This is a genomic window from Brevundimonas pishanensis (assembly GCF_022750635.1).
Classification (GTDB): domain Bacteria; phylum Pseudomonadota; class Alphaproteobacteria; order Caulobacterales; family Caulobacteraceae; genus Brevundimonas; species Brevundimonas pishanensis.
Map to the genome: position 1 here is coordinate 362,764 of NZ_JAJKBG010000001.1, position 18,103 is coordinate 380,866.

18 protein-coding genes are annotated in these 18,103 nt (G+C 61.7%); 10 read left to right on the plus strand and 8 right to left on the minus strand.

Annotation, left to right across the window (positions count from 1 at the left end; genetic code table 11):
* Positions 1-118 precede the first annotated feature (118 nt).
* Complete coding sequence (gene acnA, locus LOX95_RS01800; protein WP_242912579.1) at positions 119-2,818, minus strand: aconitate hydratase AcnA; 2,700 nt, start codon at positions 2,816-2,818, stop codon at positions 119-121.
* A gap of 184 nt (positions 2,819-3,002) precedes the next feature.
* Here acnA and ccmA point away from each other — a divergent pair, with 184 nt between their 5' ends.
* Together ccmA and ccmB are read left to right on the plus strand one after the other, a co-directional pair.
* The gene (ccmA, locus tag LOX95_RS01805) at positions 3,003-3,623 is read left to right on the plus strand and encodes a heme ABC exporter ATP-binding protein CcmA (protein WP_242912580.1); all 621 of its coding nucleotides are present in this window, start codon (positions 3,003-3,005) and stop codon (positions 3,621-3,623) included.
* Complete coding sequence (gene ccmB / locus LOX95_RS01810; RefSeq protein ID WP_242912581.1) at positions 3,620-4,285, plus strand: heme exporter protein CcmB; 666 nt, start codon at positions 3,620-3,622, stop codon at positions 4,283-4,285. The genes ccmA and ccmB overlap by 4 nt, the downstream gene beginning before the upstream one ends.
* Before the next feature lies 1 nt (position 4,286).
* Here ccmB and LOX95_RS01815 read toward each other — a convergent pair whose 3' ends face one another.
* From LOX95_RS01815 to LOX95_RS01825, 3 genes are read right to left on the minus strand one after another with little or no spacing between them, the layout of a single operon-like run.
* Complete coding sequence (locus LOX95_RS01815; RefSeq protein ID WP_242912582.1) at positions 4,287-4,919, minus strand: Smr/MutS family protein; 633 nt, start codon at positions 4,917-4,919, stop codon at positions 4,287-4,289.
* Positions 4,920-4,924: 5 nt separating this feature from the next.
* Positions 4,925-5,155: a helix-turn-helix domain-containing protein gene (locus tag LOX95_RS01820; protein ID WP_242912583.1), complete on the minus strand. Its 231-nt coding sequence runs from the start codon at positions 5,153-5,155 to the stop codon at positions 4,925-4,927.
* 26 nt (positions 5,156-5,181) lie between these two features.
* A complete protein-coding gene (locus tag LOX95_RS01825; RefSeq protein WP_242912584.1) occupies positions 5,182-5,733 on the minus strand; it encodes a DUF2975 domain-containing protein in 552 nt (183 codons plus the stop codon).
* A gap of 470 nt (positions 5,734-6,203) precedes the next feature.
* On the opposite strand from LOX95_RS01825, the gene rdgB reads away from it, so the two are divergent.
* Positions 6,204-6,806 (plus strand): RdgB/HAM1 family non-canonical purine NTP pyrophosphatase, encoded by a 603-nt coding sequence (gene rdgB / locus LOX95_RS01830; RefSeq protein WP_242912585.1) that lies wholly within the window; start codon positions 6,204-6,206, stop codon positions 6,804-6,806.
* The gene (hemW, locus tag LOX95_RS01835) at positions 6,799-7,962 is read left to right on the plus strand and encodes a radical SAM family heme chaperone HemW (RefSeq protein ID WP_242912586.1); all 1,164 of its coding nucleotides are present in this window, start codon (positions 6,799-6,801) and stop codon (positions 7,960-7,962) included. Before rdgB ends, hemW begins: the two co-directional genes overlap by 8 nt.
* On the opposite strand, the gene LOX95_RS01840 is transcribed toward hemW, so the two are convergent.
* Positions 7,959-8,819 carry a metallophosphoesterase family protein gene (locus tag LOX95_RS01840; RefSeq protein WP_242912587.1) on the minus strand — a complete coding sequence of 287 codons (861 nt, stop codon included), beginning with the start codon at positions 8,817-8,819 and terminating at the stop codon, positions 7,959-7,961. The genes hemW and LOX95_RS01840 overlap by 4 nt on opposite strands.
* On the minus strand, positions 8,819-9,775 hold the full coding sequence (locus LOX95_RS01845) for a diacylglycerol/lipid kinase family protein (protein WP_242912588.1): 957 nt from the start codon (positions 9,773-9,775) through the stop codon (positions 8,819-8,821). The genes LOX95_RS01840 and LOX95_RS01845 overlap by 1 nt, the downstream gene beginning before the upstream one ends.
* 137 nt (positions 9,776-9,912) lie before the next feature.
* Here LOX95_RS01845 and LOX95_RS01850 point away from each other — a divergent pair, with 137 nt between their 5' ends.
* The 3 genes from LOX95_RS01850 (at position 9,913) to LOX95_RS01860 (ending at position 13,060) form a co-directional block, all read left to right on the plus strand.
* Entirely contained in the window at positions 9,913-10,263 is a 351-nt protein-coding gene (locus LOX95_RS01850) for a glycine zipper domain-containing protein (RefSeq protein WP_242912589.1), read from the plus strand.
* Between the two features lie 116 nt (positions 10,264-10,379).
* The gene (locus LOX95_RS01855; RefSeq protein ID WP_242912590.1) at positions 10,380-10,853 is read left to right on the plus strand and encodes an OmpA family protein; all 474 of its coding nucleotides are present in this window, start codon (positions 10,380-10,382) and stop codon (positions 10,851-10,853) included.
* 95 nt (positions 10,854-10,948) lie between these two features.
* Entirely contained in the window at positions 10,949-13,060 is a 2,112-nt protein-coding gene (locus LOX95_RS01860) for a protein-disulfide reductase DsbD family protein (RefSeq protein WP_242912591.1), read from the plus strand.
* On the opposite strand, the gene LOX95_RS01865 is transcribed toward LOX95_RS01860, so the two are convergent.
* The gene (locus tag LOX95_RS01865) at positions 13,057-13,350 is read right to left on the minus strand and encodes a hypothetical protein (RefSeq protein ID WP_242912592.1); all 294 of its coding nucleotides are present in this window, start codon (positions 13,348-13,350) and stop codon (positions 13,057-13,059) included. The two genes, LOX95_RS01860 and LOX95_RS01865, sit on opposite strands and share 4 nt — an antisense overlap.
* Before the next feature lie 309 nt (positions 13,351-13,659).
* Here LOX95_RS01865 and pgi point away from each other — a divergent pair, with 309 nt between their 5' ends.
* A complete protein-coding gene (pgi, locus tag LOX95_RS01870; protein WP_242913093.1) occupies positions 13,660-15,264 on the plus strand; it encodes a glucose-6-phosphate isomerase in 1,605 nt (534 codons plus the stop codon).
* Between the two features lie 60 nt (positions 15,265-15,324).
* Here pgi and LOX95_RS01875 read toward each other — a convergent pair whose 3' ends face one another.
* Entirely contained in the window at positions 15,325-15,741 is a 417-nt protein-coding gene (locus LOX95_RS01875; protein WP_242912593.1) for a hypothetical protein, read from the minus strand.
* Between the two features lie 249 nt (positions 15,742-15,990).
* On the opposite strand from LOX95_RS01875, the gene groES reads away from it, so the two are divergent.
* The gene (gene groES / locus LOX95_RS01880; protein WP_242912594.1) at positions 15,991-16,278 is read left to right on the plus strand and encodes a co-chaperone GroES; all 288 of its coding nucleotides are present in this window, start codon (positions 15,991-15,993) and stop codon (positions 16,276-16,278) included.
* Between the two features lie 54 nt (positions 16,279-16,332).
* Positions 16,333-17,979 (plus strand): chaperonin GroEL, encoded by a 1,647-nt coding sequence (gene groL / locus LOX95_RS01885; RefSeq protein ID WP_242912595.1) that lies wholly within the window; start codon positions 16,333-16,335, stop codon positions 17,977-17,979.
* The last annotated feature ends 124 nt before the right edge of the window (positions 17,980-18,103 follow it).

An 18,103-nucleotide genomic window follows, 5' to 3' on the forward strand; every position in this document is an offset into this window, starting at 1 on the left:
AAGGCAAGGCCCGAGGATTGCTCCTCGGGCCTTTTCTGTTGTGCAGGTTTTGCATTCCTAGTGGGCGGCGATCAAAAGGCTTCGCCTTTTCGACCCGACGCCCCCTAGGCGGGAAGTCTTACTTCCCGCTAGCCAAGTTCCGGAGAACGTACGGCATAACCCCACCGGCCTTGAAGTAGTCCAGTTCGGTTTGGTTATCGATGCGGCAGCGGACCGGGAAGCGGGCCATCTTGCCGTCTGCCGGACGGAACAGCTCGACCCACAGGTCCTGGCGCGGCTTCAGCTTGCCGATGTTGGCGTCGGTCAGGCCACGGATGGTGACGATCTCTTCGCCGGTCAGGCCCAGCTTCTGCCAGCCGTCTTCCTTGAACTGCAGCGGAACGACGCCCATGCCGACGAGGTTCGAGCGGTGGATACGCTCGAAGCTTTCGGCGATGACCGCACGAACGCCCAGCAGACGGGTGCCCTTGGCCGCCCAGTCACGCGACGAGCCAGTGCCGTATTCCTTGCCCGCAAACACGACCAGAGGACGGCCTTCGCCTTGATAGCGCATGGCGGCGTCGTAGATCGACATCACGTCCTTGGACGGGAAGTGCTTGGTCACGCCGCCTTCGATTTCCGGCGTCATCTTGTTGCGGATACGGATGTTGGCAAAGGTGCCGCGCATCATGACTTCGTGGTTGCCGCGACGGGCACCGTAGGAGTTGAAGTCCAGCGTATCGACGTCGTGGGCGGTCAGATAGGCACCCGCAGGCGAGGCCTTCTTGATCGCACCAGCCGGCGAGATGTGGTCGGTCGTGATGGAGTCGCCGAAGATGCCGAGGATGCGGGCTTCGACAATGTCCTCGACCGGGGTCGGCTCCATCGACAGGCCTTCGAAGTACGGCGGGTTCTGGACGTAGGTGGAGTTGTTGTCCCACTCATACGTCTGGCCACCGGTGACCTCGATCGCCTGCCAGTGCGCGTCGCCCTTGAAGACGTCGGCATAGCGATTGGCGAACATCTTCGGCGTCACCGACTTGCGCTGGATCGTGGCGATCTCTTCTGCGGTCGGCCAGATGTCCTTCAGGAAGACGTCGTTGCCGTTCTTGTCCTGACCGATAGCGTCCTTGGTGATGTCGATGCGCATCGAACCGGCAATCGAATAGGCGACAACCAGCGGCGGCGAGGCCAGATAGTTGGCTTGAACGTCAGGGTTCACACGGCCTTCGAAATTACGGTTGCCCGAAAGGACCGAGGTCGCCACCAGAGCATTGTCGTTGATGGCCTTCGAGATCGCCGGATCCAGCGGGCCGGAGTTACCGATGCAGGTGGTGCAGCCGTAACCGACAAGGTTGAAGCCCATCGCGTCGAGGTCTTCCTGCAGGCCTGCGTCGGTCAGGTAGTCGGTGACAACCTGCGAGCCCGGAGCCAGCGAGGTCTTGACCCACGGCTTCGGCGCCAGACCCAGTGCGCGCGCCTTGCGGGCGACGAGGCCGGCGGCGATCAGCACGCTCGGGTTCGAGGTGTTGGTGCAGGAGGTGATGGCGGCAATGACCACATCACCGTCGCCGACGGTGAAGGTCTCGCCTTCGACAGCCGCGCGCGGCGCGTCCGCCGGACGGGCGAAGGTGCCGGTCAGGTGCTGTTCGAATTCCGGTGCCGCAGTCGTCAGTTCAACGCGGTCTTGTGGGCGCTTCGGACCGGCCAGCGACGGGACGACCGTCGAGATGTCCAGTTCCAGAACGTCGGTGAAGACCGGATCTTCCGAGGTCTCGTCGATCCACAGGCCTTGGGCCTTGGCATAGGCCTCGACCAGAGCGACGCGAGCCTTTTCGCGGCCCGTGGCGGTCAGATAGTCGATGGTCGCGCGCGACACAGGGAAGAAGCCGCAGGTGGCACCGTATTCCGGAGCCATGTTGGCGATGGTCGCTTGGTCTTCGATGGTCATCCCGACCAGCGCGTCACCGAAGAACTCGACGAACTTGCCGACGACGCCCTTCTTGCGCAGCATCTGGGTGACGGTCAGCACCAGGTCGGTCGCGGTCGCGCCTTCCGGCAGCTTGCCGGTCAGTTTGAAGCCGATGACTTCCGGGATCAGCATCGGGATCGGCTGGCCCAGCATGGCCGCTTCGGCTTCGATACCGCCAACGCCCCAGCCCAGAACGGCCAGACCGTTGATCATGGTGGTGTGGCTGTCGGTGCCGACGACGGTGTCCGGATAGGCCACGGTCTTCTTGCCCTCTTCGCCCGTCCAGACGGTCTGGGCGAGGTGTTCGAGGTTCACCTGGTGGCAGATGCCGGTGCCCGGAGGAACGACGCGGAAGTTGTTGAAGGCCGAAGAGCCCCAGCGCAAGAAGTTGTAGCGCTCGATGTTGCGCTCGTATTCGCGCTCGACGTTCTGGCCAAAGGCCTGGGCGTTACCGAAGTGATCGACCATGACCGAGTGGTCGATGACCAGATCGACCGGGTTCAGCGGATTGATCTTTGCCGGATCGGCACCCAGCTTGGCCATGGCATCGCGCATGGCGGCAAGGTCAACCACCGCCGGAACGCCGGTGAAGTCCTGCATCAGGACGCGGGCCGGGCGGAAGGCGATCTCGTGCTCTACGGCACCCTTGTTCTCGATCCAGGCGGCAACCGCCTTCAGATCGGCTTCGGTGACCGAAACGCCGTCTTCGTTGCGAAGCAGGTTTTCCAGCAGCACCTTCATCGAGCGCGGCAGGCGCGAGATACCGGCAAGGCCCGCTTCCTCTGCGGCGGGAAGGCTGTAATAGGCGTATTTCTTGCGCCCGACCGTAAGGTCTTGGCGGGTCTTGAGGCTGTCAATCGACGGCATGCGGAGGTCCTCTGACAAACGCCGCCCGACAATTCGGTTGCGCTTTCGCGCGCATGACACCAAGGCACACAGGTCCCGGGCGCGCGCGGCGAAAGCCTGCTGCGGCTCATTTGGATATAGGCTTGCCCGCGCGGCACGTCCATGTATCCACATGGTATGAAGGGACATTGAGAAAGGTTCGCAAGTGCTTGATGGCCTGAAGATTACCGATCTGACCCTGTCGCGGGGCGACCGGTGCCTGATTGACGGGCTTTCAGTGGACCTTTCGGCGGGTCAGGCACAGGCGCTTTCGGGTGCGAACGGGGCGGGTAAGTCCAGCCTGCTTCGCGCCATTGCGGGATTTATCAGGCCCAATGGCGGGCAGATCGCATTCCTGAGCGGCGCTGAGCTTCTCGATGCTGATGAGGTGCGCCGCACTCATCTTCACCTGACCGGACATCTCGAAGGCCTGAAAGCCACCCGAACAGCGCGTCAGGAACTGATGTTCCAGTGCCGGTTTCTCAAAGGCTCCGAAGAGGCCATGCAGGCTGCGGTGGAGCGGCTCCACCTTGAGCCCCTACTGGATTTGGAGACGCGGCGCTTGTCTGCGGGCCAGAAACGTCGCCTGTCTATGGCGCGCTTGGTGTCTGCTCCGCGTGCGCTCTGGTTGTTGGACGAGCCCTTGGCCCCGCTGGACAGCCAGTGGCGCGAACGTATCGGCCACTTGATGCAGGACCATCTTGCGCGGGGCGGTATGATGATCGCGGCCGTGCATGATCCCCTTCCCTTCGACGCGCGATCTCTCGATCTGGGAGGGCGTGCATGAACAGTCTGCTTGGCCTTTTCCGTCGCGAGTTAGCTCTGGCTTGGGGCGGCGGCGGCGGCCCGCTGTTGGCCTGTGGCTTTATGCTTTGCTTTGCCGCCATGTTGCCGTTGGCGATTGGTGGTGATCCGGTGGCGTTGGCCCCGATGGCATCGGGGGCGGCGTGGGTTGCGCTGGCCGTTGCCTCGCTCCTGTCGCTGGAACGACTTTTCGAGCGCGATCTGGAGGACGGATCGCTGGATATTCTCGCGCTTGGGCCGGTGCCGCTGGAAGCGGTGGTGGTCGTCAAGGCGCTGGCCCAGTGGCTGGCCAACGGCGTGCCACTGGCGGTCATGGCACCCTTGGTGGCCTTGGCTCTGGGGCAGGACGCGGGCCTTGTTGGTATGACCGGTCTGACGGCGCTTATCGGGGGGCTGGGCTTTGCCTTTACCGGAGCCCTCGCTGCCACGCTGGCGTTGGGGGCCAAGCGGGGCGGTGTTTTGATCGCCGTGATCGTCTTGCCGCTCTTTATTCCACCTGTCGTGTTCGGAGCAGGGGGCTTGGCGCGCGCGGCCAATGATCAGCCTGTCGGTCCGGCTGTAGCGCTACTGGGTGCCTATGTTCTTTTCGCGCTAGTGATCGCGCCCTTTGCGGGAGCAGCCGCCATTCGCAACGCCCAGTCCTGATCTAGCGCTGGCGCAGCGTCACGTAGAACGCTCCATTACCGCCATGCCGTTGGTGGGCAATCGAGTAGCCCGACACGATCAGCCGCAAATAGGGACTGGCCATCCATTCCTCGAACGAGGAGCGTATGACGCCACCGCCCTGACGGCCTTGTCCGGTAATGACGAGGACCGCCCGCATGCCGCGCGCCTGACAGCTCATGAGGAAGGCGCGAAGTTCGTCTTCGGCCTCGAAACGGCTGAAACCGTGAAGGTCGATACGCGCTTCGATAGGATCGCGCTCGCGCGACAGGCGGCGCTTGCGGTTGGGCTCCAGATCTTCCGGTACGGGCCTGTCGGAAGCGCGGCCGATCATGGGGCGCGGGGCAATCTCGGCCAGATAGGCGACGTTATTGCCGCTGGATGCCGTGGTGACGGCGGCCGTCTTTGCTGCCTTTTTGCGGACGGCACGGGTCTTGGGGGTAGCCGGTGGCGCTTCGACCTCGCCCAGCATGGCGGTCATCTCGGCCAGCGCGGCCTCCACCGCATCGGGGGCGACGTAGTCGGATTTCGTTGGAGCCTTGGGCGTGACGGTATGCGTCACCCGTTTCCACAGGCGGCGGTCATCTTCGCTGGGTTTGGGAGGGCGGCGCGCCAACCGCCTCAGTCTTCGAGCGTCTCGGACGACGGGCCGGGGACATAGCCCAGCAGATCGCCCGGCTGGCAGTCCAGCTCGCGGCACAAAGCCGTCAGGGTCGAGAAACGAATAGCCCGCGCCTTGCCCGTTTTGAGGATCGACAGGTTGGCTACAGTCACGCCGACGCGATCCGCCAGCTCTGTCAATGACATGCGGCGCTCTGCAAGGAGACGATCGAGTTGGATGCGGATGGCCATGATTCAGTGCTTCTAGCGGTTATTCGTCAGATCGTCAGTTCGGTTTCTTCACGCAAACGCGCGCCCTCGCGGAACAGTTCGGCGAGCGTGAAGGTGATAACGATAGCGAAAGCGGGGGTGACGAGCTCGCCGACGCTGGGGGCTTCGACCGCGCCGAGGGCCAGTTTGTTGGCGACCAGCAGACGCGAGGCCCAGCCCAGCATGGTTACGAAAAACAGGGCTGCGCCGACCAGACGAAGACGCATCACGTTTGCAGGGTGGAAGGGATCACCGGCCAGCAGGGTCCGGAACATCTGGCGCAAATAGCGCAGGATCACCACCAAACCCGCGAAATAGGTGGTCACAACAGCCATGACGAACAGCACCAGACCGCGCGTCAGAGGCATCTGGCGGGTTACGCCGCCACTGTCGACGGAGATGCTGAAGGTATCGAGGGGGATGAAGATCGCGACGACAAAAACAATCGCGAAGATCAGTGTCAGCACGACCGATACAGTAAACCCGATATCGATCAGTAGCTTGAGTGCGCGGGCGGGAAACGTCCAACCACCGCTGGCTTTGATTGCAGCAAGGGGCATAGACATTTGGGAGAAGAGCCTTCGGCCTGAAGTTTTCGATCCCATGGAGTTTTCGGTCCGCGTTTGGTCGCAAATAGGAGCTGCGCCCGGCGTGTGCGTTGCGCGCAGCTTATCTATTCACGATGTTCTGCACGTTCGTCAAAGCTCGGGACAATCAAAGAGCTTGGAACAGGCTTGCCAGTGCAGCGGCCGGCAGGGCGGCGATCAGAACGGTGTTGAGGAAGATGTAGCCGACCTTGTCCATCATCAGCGAGGCTTTCATCGTTTGCATTGTCATTTCTCCGGTTAGCACAAGATTGTGCATTCGTTGATTGTCGCGAAAGAAGCTTGCCCTGGAGGAGGCGCTTGGGAACGTTGCGACCCGTCGTCCTTGAAAATGAACATAGAGCGACCGCTGTTCTAAGGCACGTTACATATCGTTTAACGATATTAAACTTTCGCAAGGTTCCAAATCGGCCTAAGGTGGCCTCATGAAACTTCGTCTTATCAAGGGGATGCGGCTGGTCGCTGCTACCCACAATCCCGGCAAGGCCCGCGAGATCGCCGCCCTGCTCGACGGCAATTACGAAATTGTCACGGCGGGAGAGCTGAATTTGCCCGAACCGGATGAGACGGAGACGACATTTGTCGGCAATGCCATGCTGAAAGCGCGCCATGCCACGCTGCTTTCTGGCGAGGTTTGCCTTGCCGATGACTCCGGCCTATCGATTGCCGCACTGGACGGTGCGCCCGGTATCTTTTCGGCGCGCTGGGCAGGTCCGAGCAAAGACTTTGCCCTGGCCATGCAGAAGGTCGAGGAGCGTATCGAAGAGACCGGGTCGAAAGATCGGTCGGCCTGGTTCACCTCGGCACTGGCCGTAGCCTGGCCCGACGGCACCTGTGTTGTTGTGGAAGGTCGTGTCGATGGTCAGGTGGTATGGCCCCCGCGTGGCGAGCGCGGTTTTGGCTATGACCCGATCTTCCAGCCGGACGGTCACGATCTGACCTTCGGTGAGATGGATCCTGCAGCCAAGGACGCCATGAGCCACCGCGCACTGGCCTTTGATCGCCTGAAGGCCGTCCTGATTGACTGATCATGTGCCGGACACGGACGGGCGGGTCGCCCTCTATGTCCACTGGCCCTATTGCGCCCGTATCTGCCCCTACTGCGACTTCAATGTCGTGCGTGATCGTGGTCGACATTTAGAGCAAGATGCTCTGGTCGAGGCCATCGTCGCCGATCTGCGTGCTCAGTCCGCCCTTATGGGGCCTCGGCAACTGACATCGGTCTTCTTTGGAGGCGGAACGCCTTCGCTAATGAAGCCCGATGCGGTTGCCCGCATACTGGACGAGGCGCGCGGCCTGTTTCCGGTCGCCGGAGCTATCGAGGTTTCGCTGGAGGCTAACCCCACCGATGCCGAAGCGGACCGTTATCAGGCTTTAGCCGATGCGGGTGTGACCCGCCTGTCGATGGGTATCCAGTCCTTTGACGATGGGGCTCTGAAGTTCCTTGGCCGCGATCATAGCGCCGCCTCGGCGAGGCGCGCGGCGGCCACGGCGGCGCGGATTTTCCCGCGTCTGTCGATCGATCTCATCTATGCTCGTCCCGACCAGACAGTGCCGGAATGGACCCAAGAACTCCGGACGGCCTTCGATCTGGGCTTCGAACACATCTCGCCCTACCAATTGACCATCGAGCCGACGACGGCCTTTGGCCGCGCCTTCGCGCGCGGGCGGTTGGTGCCGCCGGACGAGGACATGGCAGCGGCACTCTATGAGAGCACGCAAGAGATTTTGGAGAGGCAGGGTTTCGAAGCCTATGAGGTTTCCAACCACGCCAACAGCGTTGCTGCGCGTTCGTCCCACAACCTGCACGTCTGGCGTGGCGGGGACTATATCGGCGTCGGTCCGGGGGCGCACGGTCGCCTGACCACCTCGCAAGGACGCCAAGCCACAGTCGCGCATCGCCGGATCGCCAATTACGTGGCGGGCGTGTCGGCGGGCACGCCGTGGCAAGAGCACGAACATTTGTCGCCACTGGACGCCGACGAAGAGCGTGTCCTTCTGGGGATGCGGACTGTCGAAGGGATACCGCGCGAAGTCCTGACCCGACTGGGGATGGACTTCACCGCAGGGCGTCTGGCCGATCTGGTCGGTGACGGCTTTGTCGAGGTGGTCGGTGAGCGGCTGCGGGCTACACCCAAGGGGCGTCCCGTCCTCGACAGCGTTCTGAAAGTAATGCTGGCCTAGACGCCCAAGGTGTCTGCTTCGAGCGCGCCCGGAATGTTCGGATCCGGTGCTGTGTCGTCATGACGGGTGTCCTGACGGCGCTTCAGGGTCCAGTGCTCGCCGTCTACAAAACCCAGACCGTCCCACGTCACGACTGTGATCTTGATGGTGTGCGCGTCCCATTCGATGCGGTTAAAGCTCGGCGGATAATTGTCCCGCTCCCTCAAGGAGAGCGTTCCGCAACCCACCGCGTAGCAACGCCGCTCCGACATATCGATGGGCAGGGCGAAAGGCACATGGACATGGCCGGTGGTGATCAGATCAACGCCCGCTTCGGCAAAGATGCGCGCGGCGCGATCACCGCGTTTGACTGCGCCCGACATCGGGGTGTCGATCATCTCGACCAGTGGATGGTGGCAGGACAGGATCCGCAGGGTATCGGGCGGAGTCTGGCGCAGGGCTTCGGCGGCGCGGCGGGTCTGATCAAGATCGATCACGCCCTTGGACCAGTTGAGCCGGGCCTGCCAGCCGCGGGCGGTGGTCACACCGCGAACCATAAAGTCGGGCGCTGTAAACTCGTGATCATGCGCGGGGTGGCCAGTAGCCGTTTCGAACGCCCTCCACGGCCAGAACAGGCGCGCGAACACATCCCAATAGGGCACGTCGTGATTGCCGACACTGACGAACACTGGTTCGGGCAGGGCCTTGATCCACTCAGCCGCCGCTTCGAACTCGGAGCGTTTGCCCGATTGGGTGATGTCGCCGGTGATCAGGTTCAGATCGGCCTGATAGGCATGCGCATAGGCCATGGCCTCGTCGACGGCTGCCTTGTGCTCGACACCGAAGTGGATGTCGGAAAACTGGAGAATGACGCCCATCAGTTGCTGTCTTCAACGGCTTCGGGTGACAGCGCCAGAGCGGTGAAGGCGTGGGGAACGAATTTGACCGTTGCCTCCTTGCCGACCGGCACCGTCTCGCCATCGATCACGGCAGGAATGCGCGCCCGCCCCCACAGCTTCACCGAACGGGTTCGCGTGGTGTCGACCGCGTCGTCGTCGCGCCAGTCATTCAATACGGCGTTTGCGGCGAGGCGCAGAGCCTGTCCTGCATCGGAGGTCTGCATAACGGCCGCTTCAAGACCGGGGTCATCCTCGTTGAAGGCCTTTGAGATCAGAGGCGTGATCAGGACGACGGCTTCTGCCTTGCCGGACTCGCGTCCATCCAAACTGAAGCGGATACGGCCGGAAAAAGCGCGTCGGAACGCTGTGCGAGCCTTGGACCACGCCTCGCCCAACTGGCCCGAACGGATGGCCTCGCGGGCCGGAGCCCACAGGGCGGGGGCTCCCAAAATCGCGGCACAATAGAAATGCTCGTCGCCAATCGCCCCGCCGCCGACCTTGCGCGGCTCGCCCTGCTCAAGGGTACGTCGCAGGGCCTTTTGCCAGTCACCCGTTCCATAAAGCGCCTTGGGCAACATGTTCATGGTGCCGCCAGGCAGGGTTGCGACCAACAGGTCGTGCTTGCCGGCCAGGGTGGCGACCGAGCGTGCCGTGCCGTCACCGGCAAGCACCAGCAGGGCATCAGGTCGGGCGGCTATGGCCTTGTCGATGGTCTGCGCAAAGCCGTCGCCTTCCAAAATCTCGACTTCGGCTTCGAGATCATATTCGGACAGAATGGCACGGGCCTGATCGGCAGCGTTATTATTCACCCCGCCGGACATCGGATTGATGAGCATGATAATGCGGCGCAGAGGGACAGCCTGCGTCACAGCCCGTTTTAGCTCGGTAGCCTGTGGCGAAGCGTCGTCGGGGGCAGCGGCGGAAATATTCGACATGGGCAGCGAACGTTCAGCTTGTGTCTAGGTTCCTACATATAGCTCTGCAGTTATGCACCCTTTCACCGGAACCGGTCGCGCTCCGGTTCGTTGGTGTCACATCGGGGCTGCAACATGTCTGCAAGAGGAGTTTATCCATGAATAAGGCAATCATCGCCTTGGCAGGTGCCGGCCTTCTGGTCACCGCGTGCGCTAGCGATCCGTATTATGGTGGAAGCACCAATAATCAGGCTGTTCGCCAAGGTGCAGTCGGTGCCGGTTTGGGCGCGGTCGCAGGTGCGATCATCGGTAATAACGTAGGCGACGGCAATGCCGGTCGCGGTGCCGCTATCGGCGCTGTTCTGGGTGGTGCTGCCGGTGCCGTCCGCGGTTCGGCCCAAGACCGTAACAACCAGCAGCGCTATCGCGACAGCCAAGGCCGTTACTACTACTGCTACGACGGTCGTCAGTCGGAGTGCTATTGGGAAAACGGCCAGCGCCGTTACTAAAAACCGCTGAGGCGGACGCCCTGAATTCAGGGCATCGCTGATGAAGGCGGTCTCGGACTGAGACCGCCTTTTTCATGCCTCTCGTCATTATCCGGGTTTGAAGGAGGTTGGGGCCTATGACCAATTCGGTTGAAGTAAAGCGTATCGCACTGGGTGTAGGGATTGCTGCTGCGGCCTTGGCGCTGGGCGCCTGTGCCACAAACGGCAGCGGCTACAAGACCCGCGACGCACTGGTGGCCCCGGTCAACTGTGCCAACCAAACCTTTGAAATCTATTTCGACGAGGGGCAGACCCGTCTCGCGCCGGCAGCGCTAACGTTGCTGCAAATGCGCGGCCAGCAACTGTCAGGCTGCGATATCCGCAAGGTATCCGTCACCGGTCTTGCTTCGGCCACCGGAGATAGTTCCGCCAACCAAGCCCTGTCCGAGCGCCGCGCTCAGGCCGTCAGCGAGGCTTTGGCAGCGCAAGGTTGGCCAGCACCCGTATTCGAGGTCAGCGCCGTCGGTTCAGAGGGCGCTCGCGACGGGCAGGTCAATGAACCGTTGCGCCGCCGTACCGAGGTGACGGTGGAGGCCGTTCCGCGCCGATAAACGCCTCACAAATGCAGGGGTAGGACAGCGTGTCGACTGTTCTCGTCGAATTTCGGTCGCTAAGGCAGACTAGCTCGGCGTAAACGGAAGACGGCATGACCTCACCCCTGCGACTTTTGCTCATTGTCTGGCTCGTGGCCCTGACCCTTTGTGGTCAGGCGATGGCGGCTGTGCAAAAGGACCCGCGGATCGAGGCCGAACTTGTGCCAATGAGCCAGTGGGTCGTGCCCGGCTCGACCGCTATTTTGGCTATCCGGCAGAAAATCTCGCCGCAATGGCATACCTATTGGCGCAACCCCGGCGACTCCGGCGGTGCAACCGAAGCCCAGTGGGACCTGCCCGCCGGTTTTAAGGCGGGAGACTTCCTGTGGCCCCTGCCCGAGCGCAAGCCGCTGATGGGGCTGATGAGCTATGTTTATAGCGACCAAGTTTACCTGCCTGTACCGATCGAAGTGCCAGCCGGTCTGACGACTGGCGAGAAATACTCTGTCTCGGCCAACGTCCTGTTTCTTGTCTGCAGCGACGAGATGTGCGTGCCGGTGAATATGACGCTGTCCACGGATTTGCTGGTGGGCGAAGGCGCGGCACCACTTACCGCGCGGCACGGCAGGGCCATTGAAAACGTGGTCACCGGTGCCCCCCGAGCGGCCGAAATCGATGCCGCGGCGCGGGTTGAAAACGGCCAGCTCATCATCAACGCGGCCGGTGGTCCCTTGGTGGGCCTAAAGCCGCGCTGGGCCTATTTCTATGCGCACGGCCAGACCGTTTTGGACCATGCGGCCAAACAAAAGGTGGAGCTGGGTCCGCAGGGTCTGACCTTTAGCGTGCCCGCCGGACGCGCAACGCGAGAAGGCGTGACCGAGCCGGTGACGGGCACCATTTCCACCGACGCGGGCGCTTGGGAGATCACCGCGTCGTCAGGTGCAGCCCTGGCGGGGACTACGGGCGACGGAAGCGTCAGTACAGATGCGCCCGATAAGGATCAGGCCACGGTCGGGTTCTGGCAGGCTGCCATGTTCGCGCTGCTGGGCGGGTTGATCCTCAATCTGATGCCATGCGTGTTTCCGGTGCTGGCCATGAAGGCGGCGGCCCTGACACGCTCCGCGCATGATCCGGTTCAACTGCGCCACGACGGATTCGCCTTTACAGTTGGTGTGCTGGTGTCATTTGGCGCGCTGGCGGGGGGGCTGCTGGCTTTGCGGGCACTGGGTCAAAGCATCGGCTGGGGCTTCCAGCTTCAGTCACCCGCGGTGGTCGGGGCATTGGCTTTGTTGATGCTGGCCGTGGCGATGAACCTGTCGGGTATCTTCAGCTTCGGTGGCCGTCTCCAGCAACTGGGCGGCATAGGTGCTCAACGATCGGGCCTGTTCGGCGCGTTTCTGACAGGGGTTCTAGCTGTTGTGGTGGCCGCGCCCTGTACGGCACCTTTTATGGCCGTGGCGACGGGGGCAGCCTTGGTACTGTCATGGCCGCTGGCACTGGCGGTATTTCTTTTGCTCGGCGTGGGGCTTGCCCTGCCCTATCTCGTGCTCAGCCTCAGCCCGCGACTGCTCCGGGGATTGCCCAAACCGGGGCCGTGGATGGAGCGACTGCGGAACATTCTGGCCCTACCGATGTATGCGACGGCCGTCTGGTTAGCTTGGGTGTTCGTGCGCCAGACCAACAGCATCGTTTGGTTGGCTGTTGCCGCCGTCTTGTTAGCCGTCAAGCTTTGGCTGGTGGGTCGCGCACAAATAAAACCGAATGCACGCATATGGGTCGGGACTGCTGCAGCCTTCGCCGTAGCCTTCGTTGGTGCGGGTGTCATGGCACTACGGACGCCGGTGACCGTGGCAGCACAAGGCTCGCATTCGGCCCTACCGTCGAACCCCTGGTCGAATGAAGTGGTTCAGGCAGGGTTGTCGCAAGGCAAGCCTGTCGTTGTGAACTTCACGGCCGACTGGTGCGTCACCTGCAAGATCAATGAGCGCACAGCCCTGGCGTCGGAGCGTACCGCCAAGGCCTTTGCCGATACGGGCACGATCTATCTGGTGGGCGACTGGACACGCTCCGATCCGGCCATCACGGCAGAGTTGCAACGTCATGGCCGCTCGGGCGTGCCGCTATATCTGGTCTATTCGCCGAATGCCGCTCAGCCCGTGGTCCTGCCCCAGATCCTGACAGAGGGCGTGGTCATCAAGGCCGTCAAAAACGCGGCCAGGCCCTAGTCCACACCCTCGACGTGCGGCGGGGCCAGAATAACCTCGACATTGTCGTTCAGCAGATAGGCCAGTTCCTCGAACGCCTGTCTGCGCTCGGGACCGGGTTTGGCCGCCTCGACGAGCGCTACCTTTTTAGGAATATCCTCCGCGATCCCGCGCAGGATGCACGTCAGGTCCCCGTCGGTGCCGCTGGCTTTCAAGGCCAGATGAGCCTGCATGTTGGCGTGCGAGAGTTCGGCGGCCTGTGAGCTGAAGGCCATAAAAGGCGCACTGCGCGCGAAGTGTTCTTCGGCCACGGCGGGGCCTTCCATCCAGTACTGGACGACAGCCTTTAGTCGCCCCGCCTCCTGGACAAGTGACCGCAGCTCAGCTTCGTCGGATAATGGCGCTGATGCAACGGCCTCTACAACAGGCACGTTTGACGCACTGTATTCCGCTGAAAATAGCAGGGACGCAGCGAATACGAGGTTGCAACTCATAATAATTTCCCCTCCAACCCGTTTCCGGACGGGTTAGAGTCCCCCTCGGCTTCTATCCCCTGGAGCTCGAGTGTTAGTATAACGACGGTAAACGAGGGCTGAAAACTGTTGGCTGAACCCGAGACGATCCTCACTTCGGATGCTGCATGGTCCAGGCTTGTCTCCGTGGCTGCACATGATCGTGACGCCTCTATCCTGGAACAGTTCGAGAAAGACCCCGAGCGGCTGGAGCGTTTGTCGGTAACGGCGGCTGGCCTCTATATCGACCTGTCCAAACAAAGCTGGACGCGGGCCGGACTGGCCGCTGCCCTCAACCTTGCGCAGGCGCGCGATGTTGAAGGCGCGCGCGATGCCCTGTTCGCCGGCGAGGCCGTCAACACTACCGAAGGGCGTGCAGTGCTGCACCCTGCCCTCAGGGCGTCGTCGCACAAGCAGTTCTTCGCTCTGGGCAGTTCCATCACCGACGAAGTGCATCGCCAGCGTCAGGCTCTGAAGGCCTTTGCCACCGGCGTGCGCGAAGGCACCATCCGTGGCGCGACGGGCAAACCTATTCAGGCGGTCGTCCATATCGGTATCGGCGGCTCCGATCTGGGGCCGCGTGTAGTCTGGGAGGGGCTTCGTACCCGCTTCCCGACTTTTCAGGTGCGGTTCGTCGCCAATATCGATCCCGCTGATCGACAAGAAGCTCTGGCGGGTCTCGATCCGGAAACCACTCTGGTTATCATCGTCTCGAAGACGTTCACGACGTTGGAAACTCTCGCCAATGCCAAGGCTGTGCGGGACTGGTTGCAGTCGCGACTGCCGGATGGTGCCGATATTGCCAAACAGATCGTCGGGGTGACCGCTACGCCTGAAAAGGCGGACGAATTTGGCTGCGGTCAGACCTTTGCTTTCTCGGACTGGGTTGGCGGTCGCTTCTCTCTTTGGTCATCGGTCAGCCTGTCGGTCGCTATCGCGCTGGGCTGGGATGTGTTCGAAGAGCTACTGCGCGGTGCCGAGGCTATGGACGATCACTTCGTCACCGCACCTTTGGACCGCAATGGTCCGGTCCTGATGGCGTTGGCGCAGATTTATAACGTGGACGGGTTGGGTCGGACGGCACGCTCGGTCGCGCCCTACGCCTATGTCCTTCGTCGCTTTCCGGCCTACCTCCAGCAGTTGGAGATGGAATCCAACGGCAAGCGCGTGACCCGCGATGGCCGCCCCATCGAACAGGCCACCTGTCCCGTGATCTTTGGCGAGGTCGGGTCAAACGGCCAGCACGCCTTCTTCCAGCAACTGCATCAAGGTCCGCAGGTCGTCCCGACCGAGTTCATCATCGTTCGCCAAACCCACGATGACGGACCGGAAAACAAGCTCTGGGCCAATGCGCTTGCCCAGTCGCGCGCCTTGATGGTCGGTCAGTCCATGTTGGCGGCTTATGATGAAATGCTGGCTGCCGGCGCGTCTGAAGAAGAGGCGGCGCGGCTGGCTCCCCACAAGACCTTCCCAGGTAATCGCCCGTCGTCGATGATCGCCATGGACAAGGTCACGCCCAGCACCTTGGGCGCGCTTATAGCACTGTATGAACACAAGACGTTCGTCGAGGGCGTGATCTGGGACCTGAACAGCTTTGACCAATGGGGCGTGGAACTGGGCAAGGCCATGGCCAGCTCTGTGATGAACGTCGCTGCGGGTGGAGCCGACGAGCTGGATCCGTCCACCTTGGCTTTGCTGAAAAGGCTGACTTAAGCCCCATGAATGCAAAAAGGGCCCGCCTTCATCAGGCGGGCCCTTCGCGTTTTCTAGCGCTTACCAGCGACGGTCGTAGCGATAGCCACGGTCGCGTTGGTCATAGCGGCCACCGCGGTAGTCACGGCGGTCATAGCTGTAGCGGTCGCGGCTGTTGATGCCGTTTTCACGTTCCCAGTGACCTTGGTTACGGTAGCAACGGCCACCGCGGTAATAGTTACAGTCGCTGCGGTTATCCGACGATGCGGCACCGACCGCAGCACCTGCCAGGGCACCACCGGCGACATAGCGACCATCGCCATTACCGATGATGGCACCGGCCAGACCGCCGACGACGGCACCGAGGACTGCATCCTTGGCAGCGTCATTACCGCGGTCGCGGTCATGATAGCGCTGGGCCGAAGCAGGCGAAGCCATGAGGGTCAGGGCGAGAGCCGGGGCGATTGCCGCGACGCCAATTTTGGACAGGGTCTTCATAGGCGGGCTCCTTTCAAAGCCGGTGTTCAAACTCTGAGGATGTTTATAGCGGAGCCTATCTGAACAGCCCCAGCGGGCCCTGTTCATTTTCGCTTCATCTTCGCGGCAGCGATTTCGGAAAAATTCGTCAGGCCCACCCTTGACCCCCTCTGTGGGGGTGCCTAACTCCCCGCCGTTAGCACTCGAGGGGGATGACTGCTAAAGCCTTCCCTCAAGCTGCTAAGGCAATTTTTAACTGGAGATCCTCTGATGGCGTTTCGTCCTCTCGGCGACCGCGTGCTGGTAAAGCGCGTTGAAGAAGCTACCACGACCAAGGGCGGGATCATCATCCCCGACACCGCTAAGGAAAAGCCTCAAGAAGGCGAAGTGATCGCTGTTGGCTCGGGCATTCGTGACGAAGACGGCAAGTTCGTCGCTCTGGACGTCAATGTCGGCGACCGCATCCTGTTCGGCAAATGGTCGGGTACCGAAGTGAAGATCGAAGGCGAAGACCTGATCATCATGAAGGAATCGGACATCCTGGGCGTGCTCTCGTAAGCACCGGCTGTCTTTCGAATTCCTGAATAATAACATTTAGATAGGAGCTGCCACATGGCCGCTAAGATCGTACAGTTCAACACCGATGCCCGCGACAAAATGCTCAAGGGCGTCAACGTCCTGGCTAACGCCGTCAAGGTGACTCTGGGTCCGAAGGGCCGCAATGTTGTGATCCAGAAGTCGTTCGGCGCTCCGCGCTCGACCAAGGACGGCGTGTCGGTTGCCAAAGAGATCGAGCTGGAAGACGCCTTCGAGAACATGGGCGCCCAGATGATCCGCGAAGTCGCTTCGAAGGCGAACGACAAGGCGGGTGACGGCACCACCACCGCAACCGTTCTGGCTCAAGCCCTCGTGCAAGAAGGCCTGAAGGCTGTTGCCGCCGGCATGAACCCGATGGACCTGAAGCGCGGCATCGACAAGGCTGTCGAAGCTGTTCTGGAAGAAGTGAAGTCGATCTCGAAGCCGGTTTCGAACAACTCGGAAATCGCTCAAGTCGGCACCATCTCGGCTAACGGCGACACCGAAATCGGTAGCCTGATCGCACAGGCCATGGACAAGGTCGGCAACGAAGGCGTCATCACCGTCGAAGAAGCCAAGACCGCCGAAACCACTGTCGACATCGTCGAAGGTATGCAGTTCGACCGCGGCTACCTGTCGCCGTACTTCATCACCAACGCCGACAAGATGGAAGCTGTCCTCGAAGAGCCGCTCATCCTGCTCCACGAGAAGAAGCTGACCTCGCTGCAGCCGATGCTGCCGATTCTGGAAGCTGTTGTTCAGTCGGGCCGTCCGCTGCTCATCATCGCTGAAGACATCGAAGGCGAAGCGCTGGCGACCCTGGTCGTCAACAAGCTGCGCGGTGGCCTGCGCGTTGCTGCCGTCAAGGCTCCGGGCTTCGGCGACCGCCGCAAGGCCATGCTGGAAGACATCGCGATCCTGACCGGCGGTGAAGTCATCTCGGAAGACCTCGGCATCAAGCTGGAAACCGTTACCCTCGACATGCTGGGTAAGGCCAAGAAGGTCGTCATCACCAAGGAAGACACCACCGTCGTTGAAGGCGTTGGTGCCAAGGATGCGATCGAAGCCCGCGTTGGCCAGATCAAGCGCCAGATCGAAGAGACCTCGTCGGACTACGATCGCGAGAAGCTGCAAGAGCGTCTGGCCAAGCTGGCCGGTGGCGTTGCAGTCCTGCGCGTCGGCGGCGAGACCGAAGTCGAAGTGAAGGAAAAGAAAGACCGCGTCGACGACGCCCTGAACGCAACCCGCGCTGCTGCGGACGAAGGTATCGTCCCGGGCGGTGGTGTGGCCCTGCTGAAGGCTTCGAAGGTTCTGGCTAACGTGGAAGGCATCAACGCCGACCAGAAGGCTGGCATCAACATCGTCCGTCGCGCCCTGCAAGCTCCGATCCGTCAGATCTCGGAAAACTCGGGCGTCGAAGGTTCGATCGTCGTCGGTAAGGTTCTGGAATCGACCGAAGCCAACTTCGGCTTCAACGCTCAAACCGAAGAGTACGGCGATCTGGTCCAAATGGGCGTGATCGATCCGGCCAAGGTTGTGCGTTCGGCTCTGAAGTCGGCTGCCTCGGTTGCCGGCATCCTGATCACCACCGAAGCGGCTATTGCCGATGCTCCGAAGAAGGCCTCGGCCGGCGGCGCACCGGACATGGGCGGCATGGGTGGCATGGGCGGCATGGACTTCTAAGAAAGTCCGTCGTGAGGCCCATCACTTAAAGTGGGCGGCATGGACTTCTAAGTCCAAGCTATTCCAAGCTGAACTATCGGAAGGGCGGGATCGAAAGGTCCCGCCCTTTCTCATTGGCGTTGCG

What these genes read in the sequence shown, in the direction of transcription:
- LOX95_RS01860 (WP_242912591.1), top strand. Translation starts at nt 10,949, where the DNA reads ATGACCTCACCCCTGCGACTTTTGCTCATTGTCTGGCTCGTGGCCCTG.
- LOX95_RS01875 (WP_242912593.1), bottom strand. Translation starts at nt 15,741, where the DNA reads ATGAAGACCCTGTCCAAAATTGGCGTCGCGGCAATCGCCCCGGCTCTC.
- acnA (WP_242912579.1), bottom strand. Translation starts at nt 2,818, where the DNA reads ATGCCGTCGATTGACAGCCTCAAGACCCGCCAAGACCTTACGGTCGGG.
- rdgB (WP_242912585.1), top strand. Translation starts at nt 6,204, where the DNA reads ATGAAACTTCGTCTTATCAAGGGGATGCGGCTGGTCGCTGCTACCCAC.
- LOX95_RS01845 (WP_242912588.1), bottom strand. Translation starts at nt 9,775, where the DNA reads ATGTCGAATATTTCCGCCGCTGCCCCCGACGACGCTTCGCCACAGGCT.
- LOX95_RS01825 (WP_242912584.1), bottom strand. Translation starts at nt 5,733, where the DNA reads ATGCCCCTTGCTGCAATCAAAGCCAGCGGTGGTTGGACGTTTCCCGCC.
- LOX95_RS01840 (WP_242912587.1), bottom strand. Translation starts at nt 8,819, where the DNA reads ATGGGCGTCATTCTCCAGTTTTCCGACATCCACTTCGGTGTCGAGCAC.
- ccmB (WP_242912581.1), top strand. Translation starts at nt 3,620, where the DNA reads ATGAACAGTCTGCTTGGCCTTTTCCGTCGCGAGTTAGCTCTGGCTTGG.
- LOX95_RS01850 (WP_242912589.1), top strand. Translation starts at nt 9,913, where the DNA reads ATGAATAAGGCAATCATCGCCTTGGCAGGTGCCGGCCTTCTGGTCACC.
- groL (WP_242912595.1), top strand. Translation starts at nt 16,333, where the DNA reads ATGGCCGCTAAGATCGTACAGTTCAACACCGATGCCCGCGACAAAATG.
- LOX95_RS01820 (WP_242912583.1), bottom strand. Translation starts at nt 5,155, where the DNA reads ATGGCCATCCGCATCCAACTCGATCGTCTCCTTGCAGAGCGCCGCATG.
- LOX95_RS01855 (WP_242912590.1), top strand. Translation starts at nt 10,380, where the DNA reads ATGACCAATTCGGTTGAAGTAAAGCGTATCGCACTGGGTGTAGGGATT.
- groES (WP_242912594.1), top strand. Translation starts at nt 15,991, where the DNA reads ATGGCGTTTCGTCCTCTCGGCGACCGCGTGCTGGTAAAGCGCGTTGAA.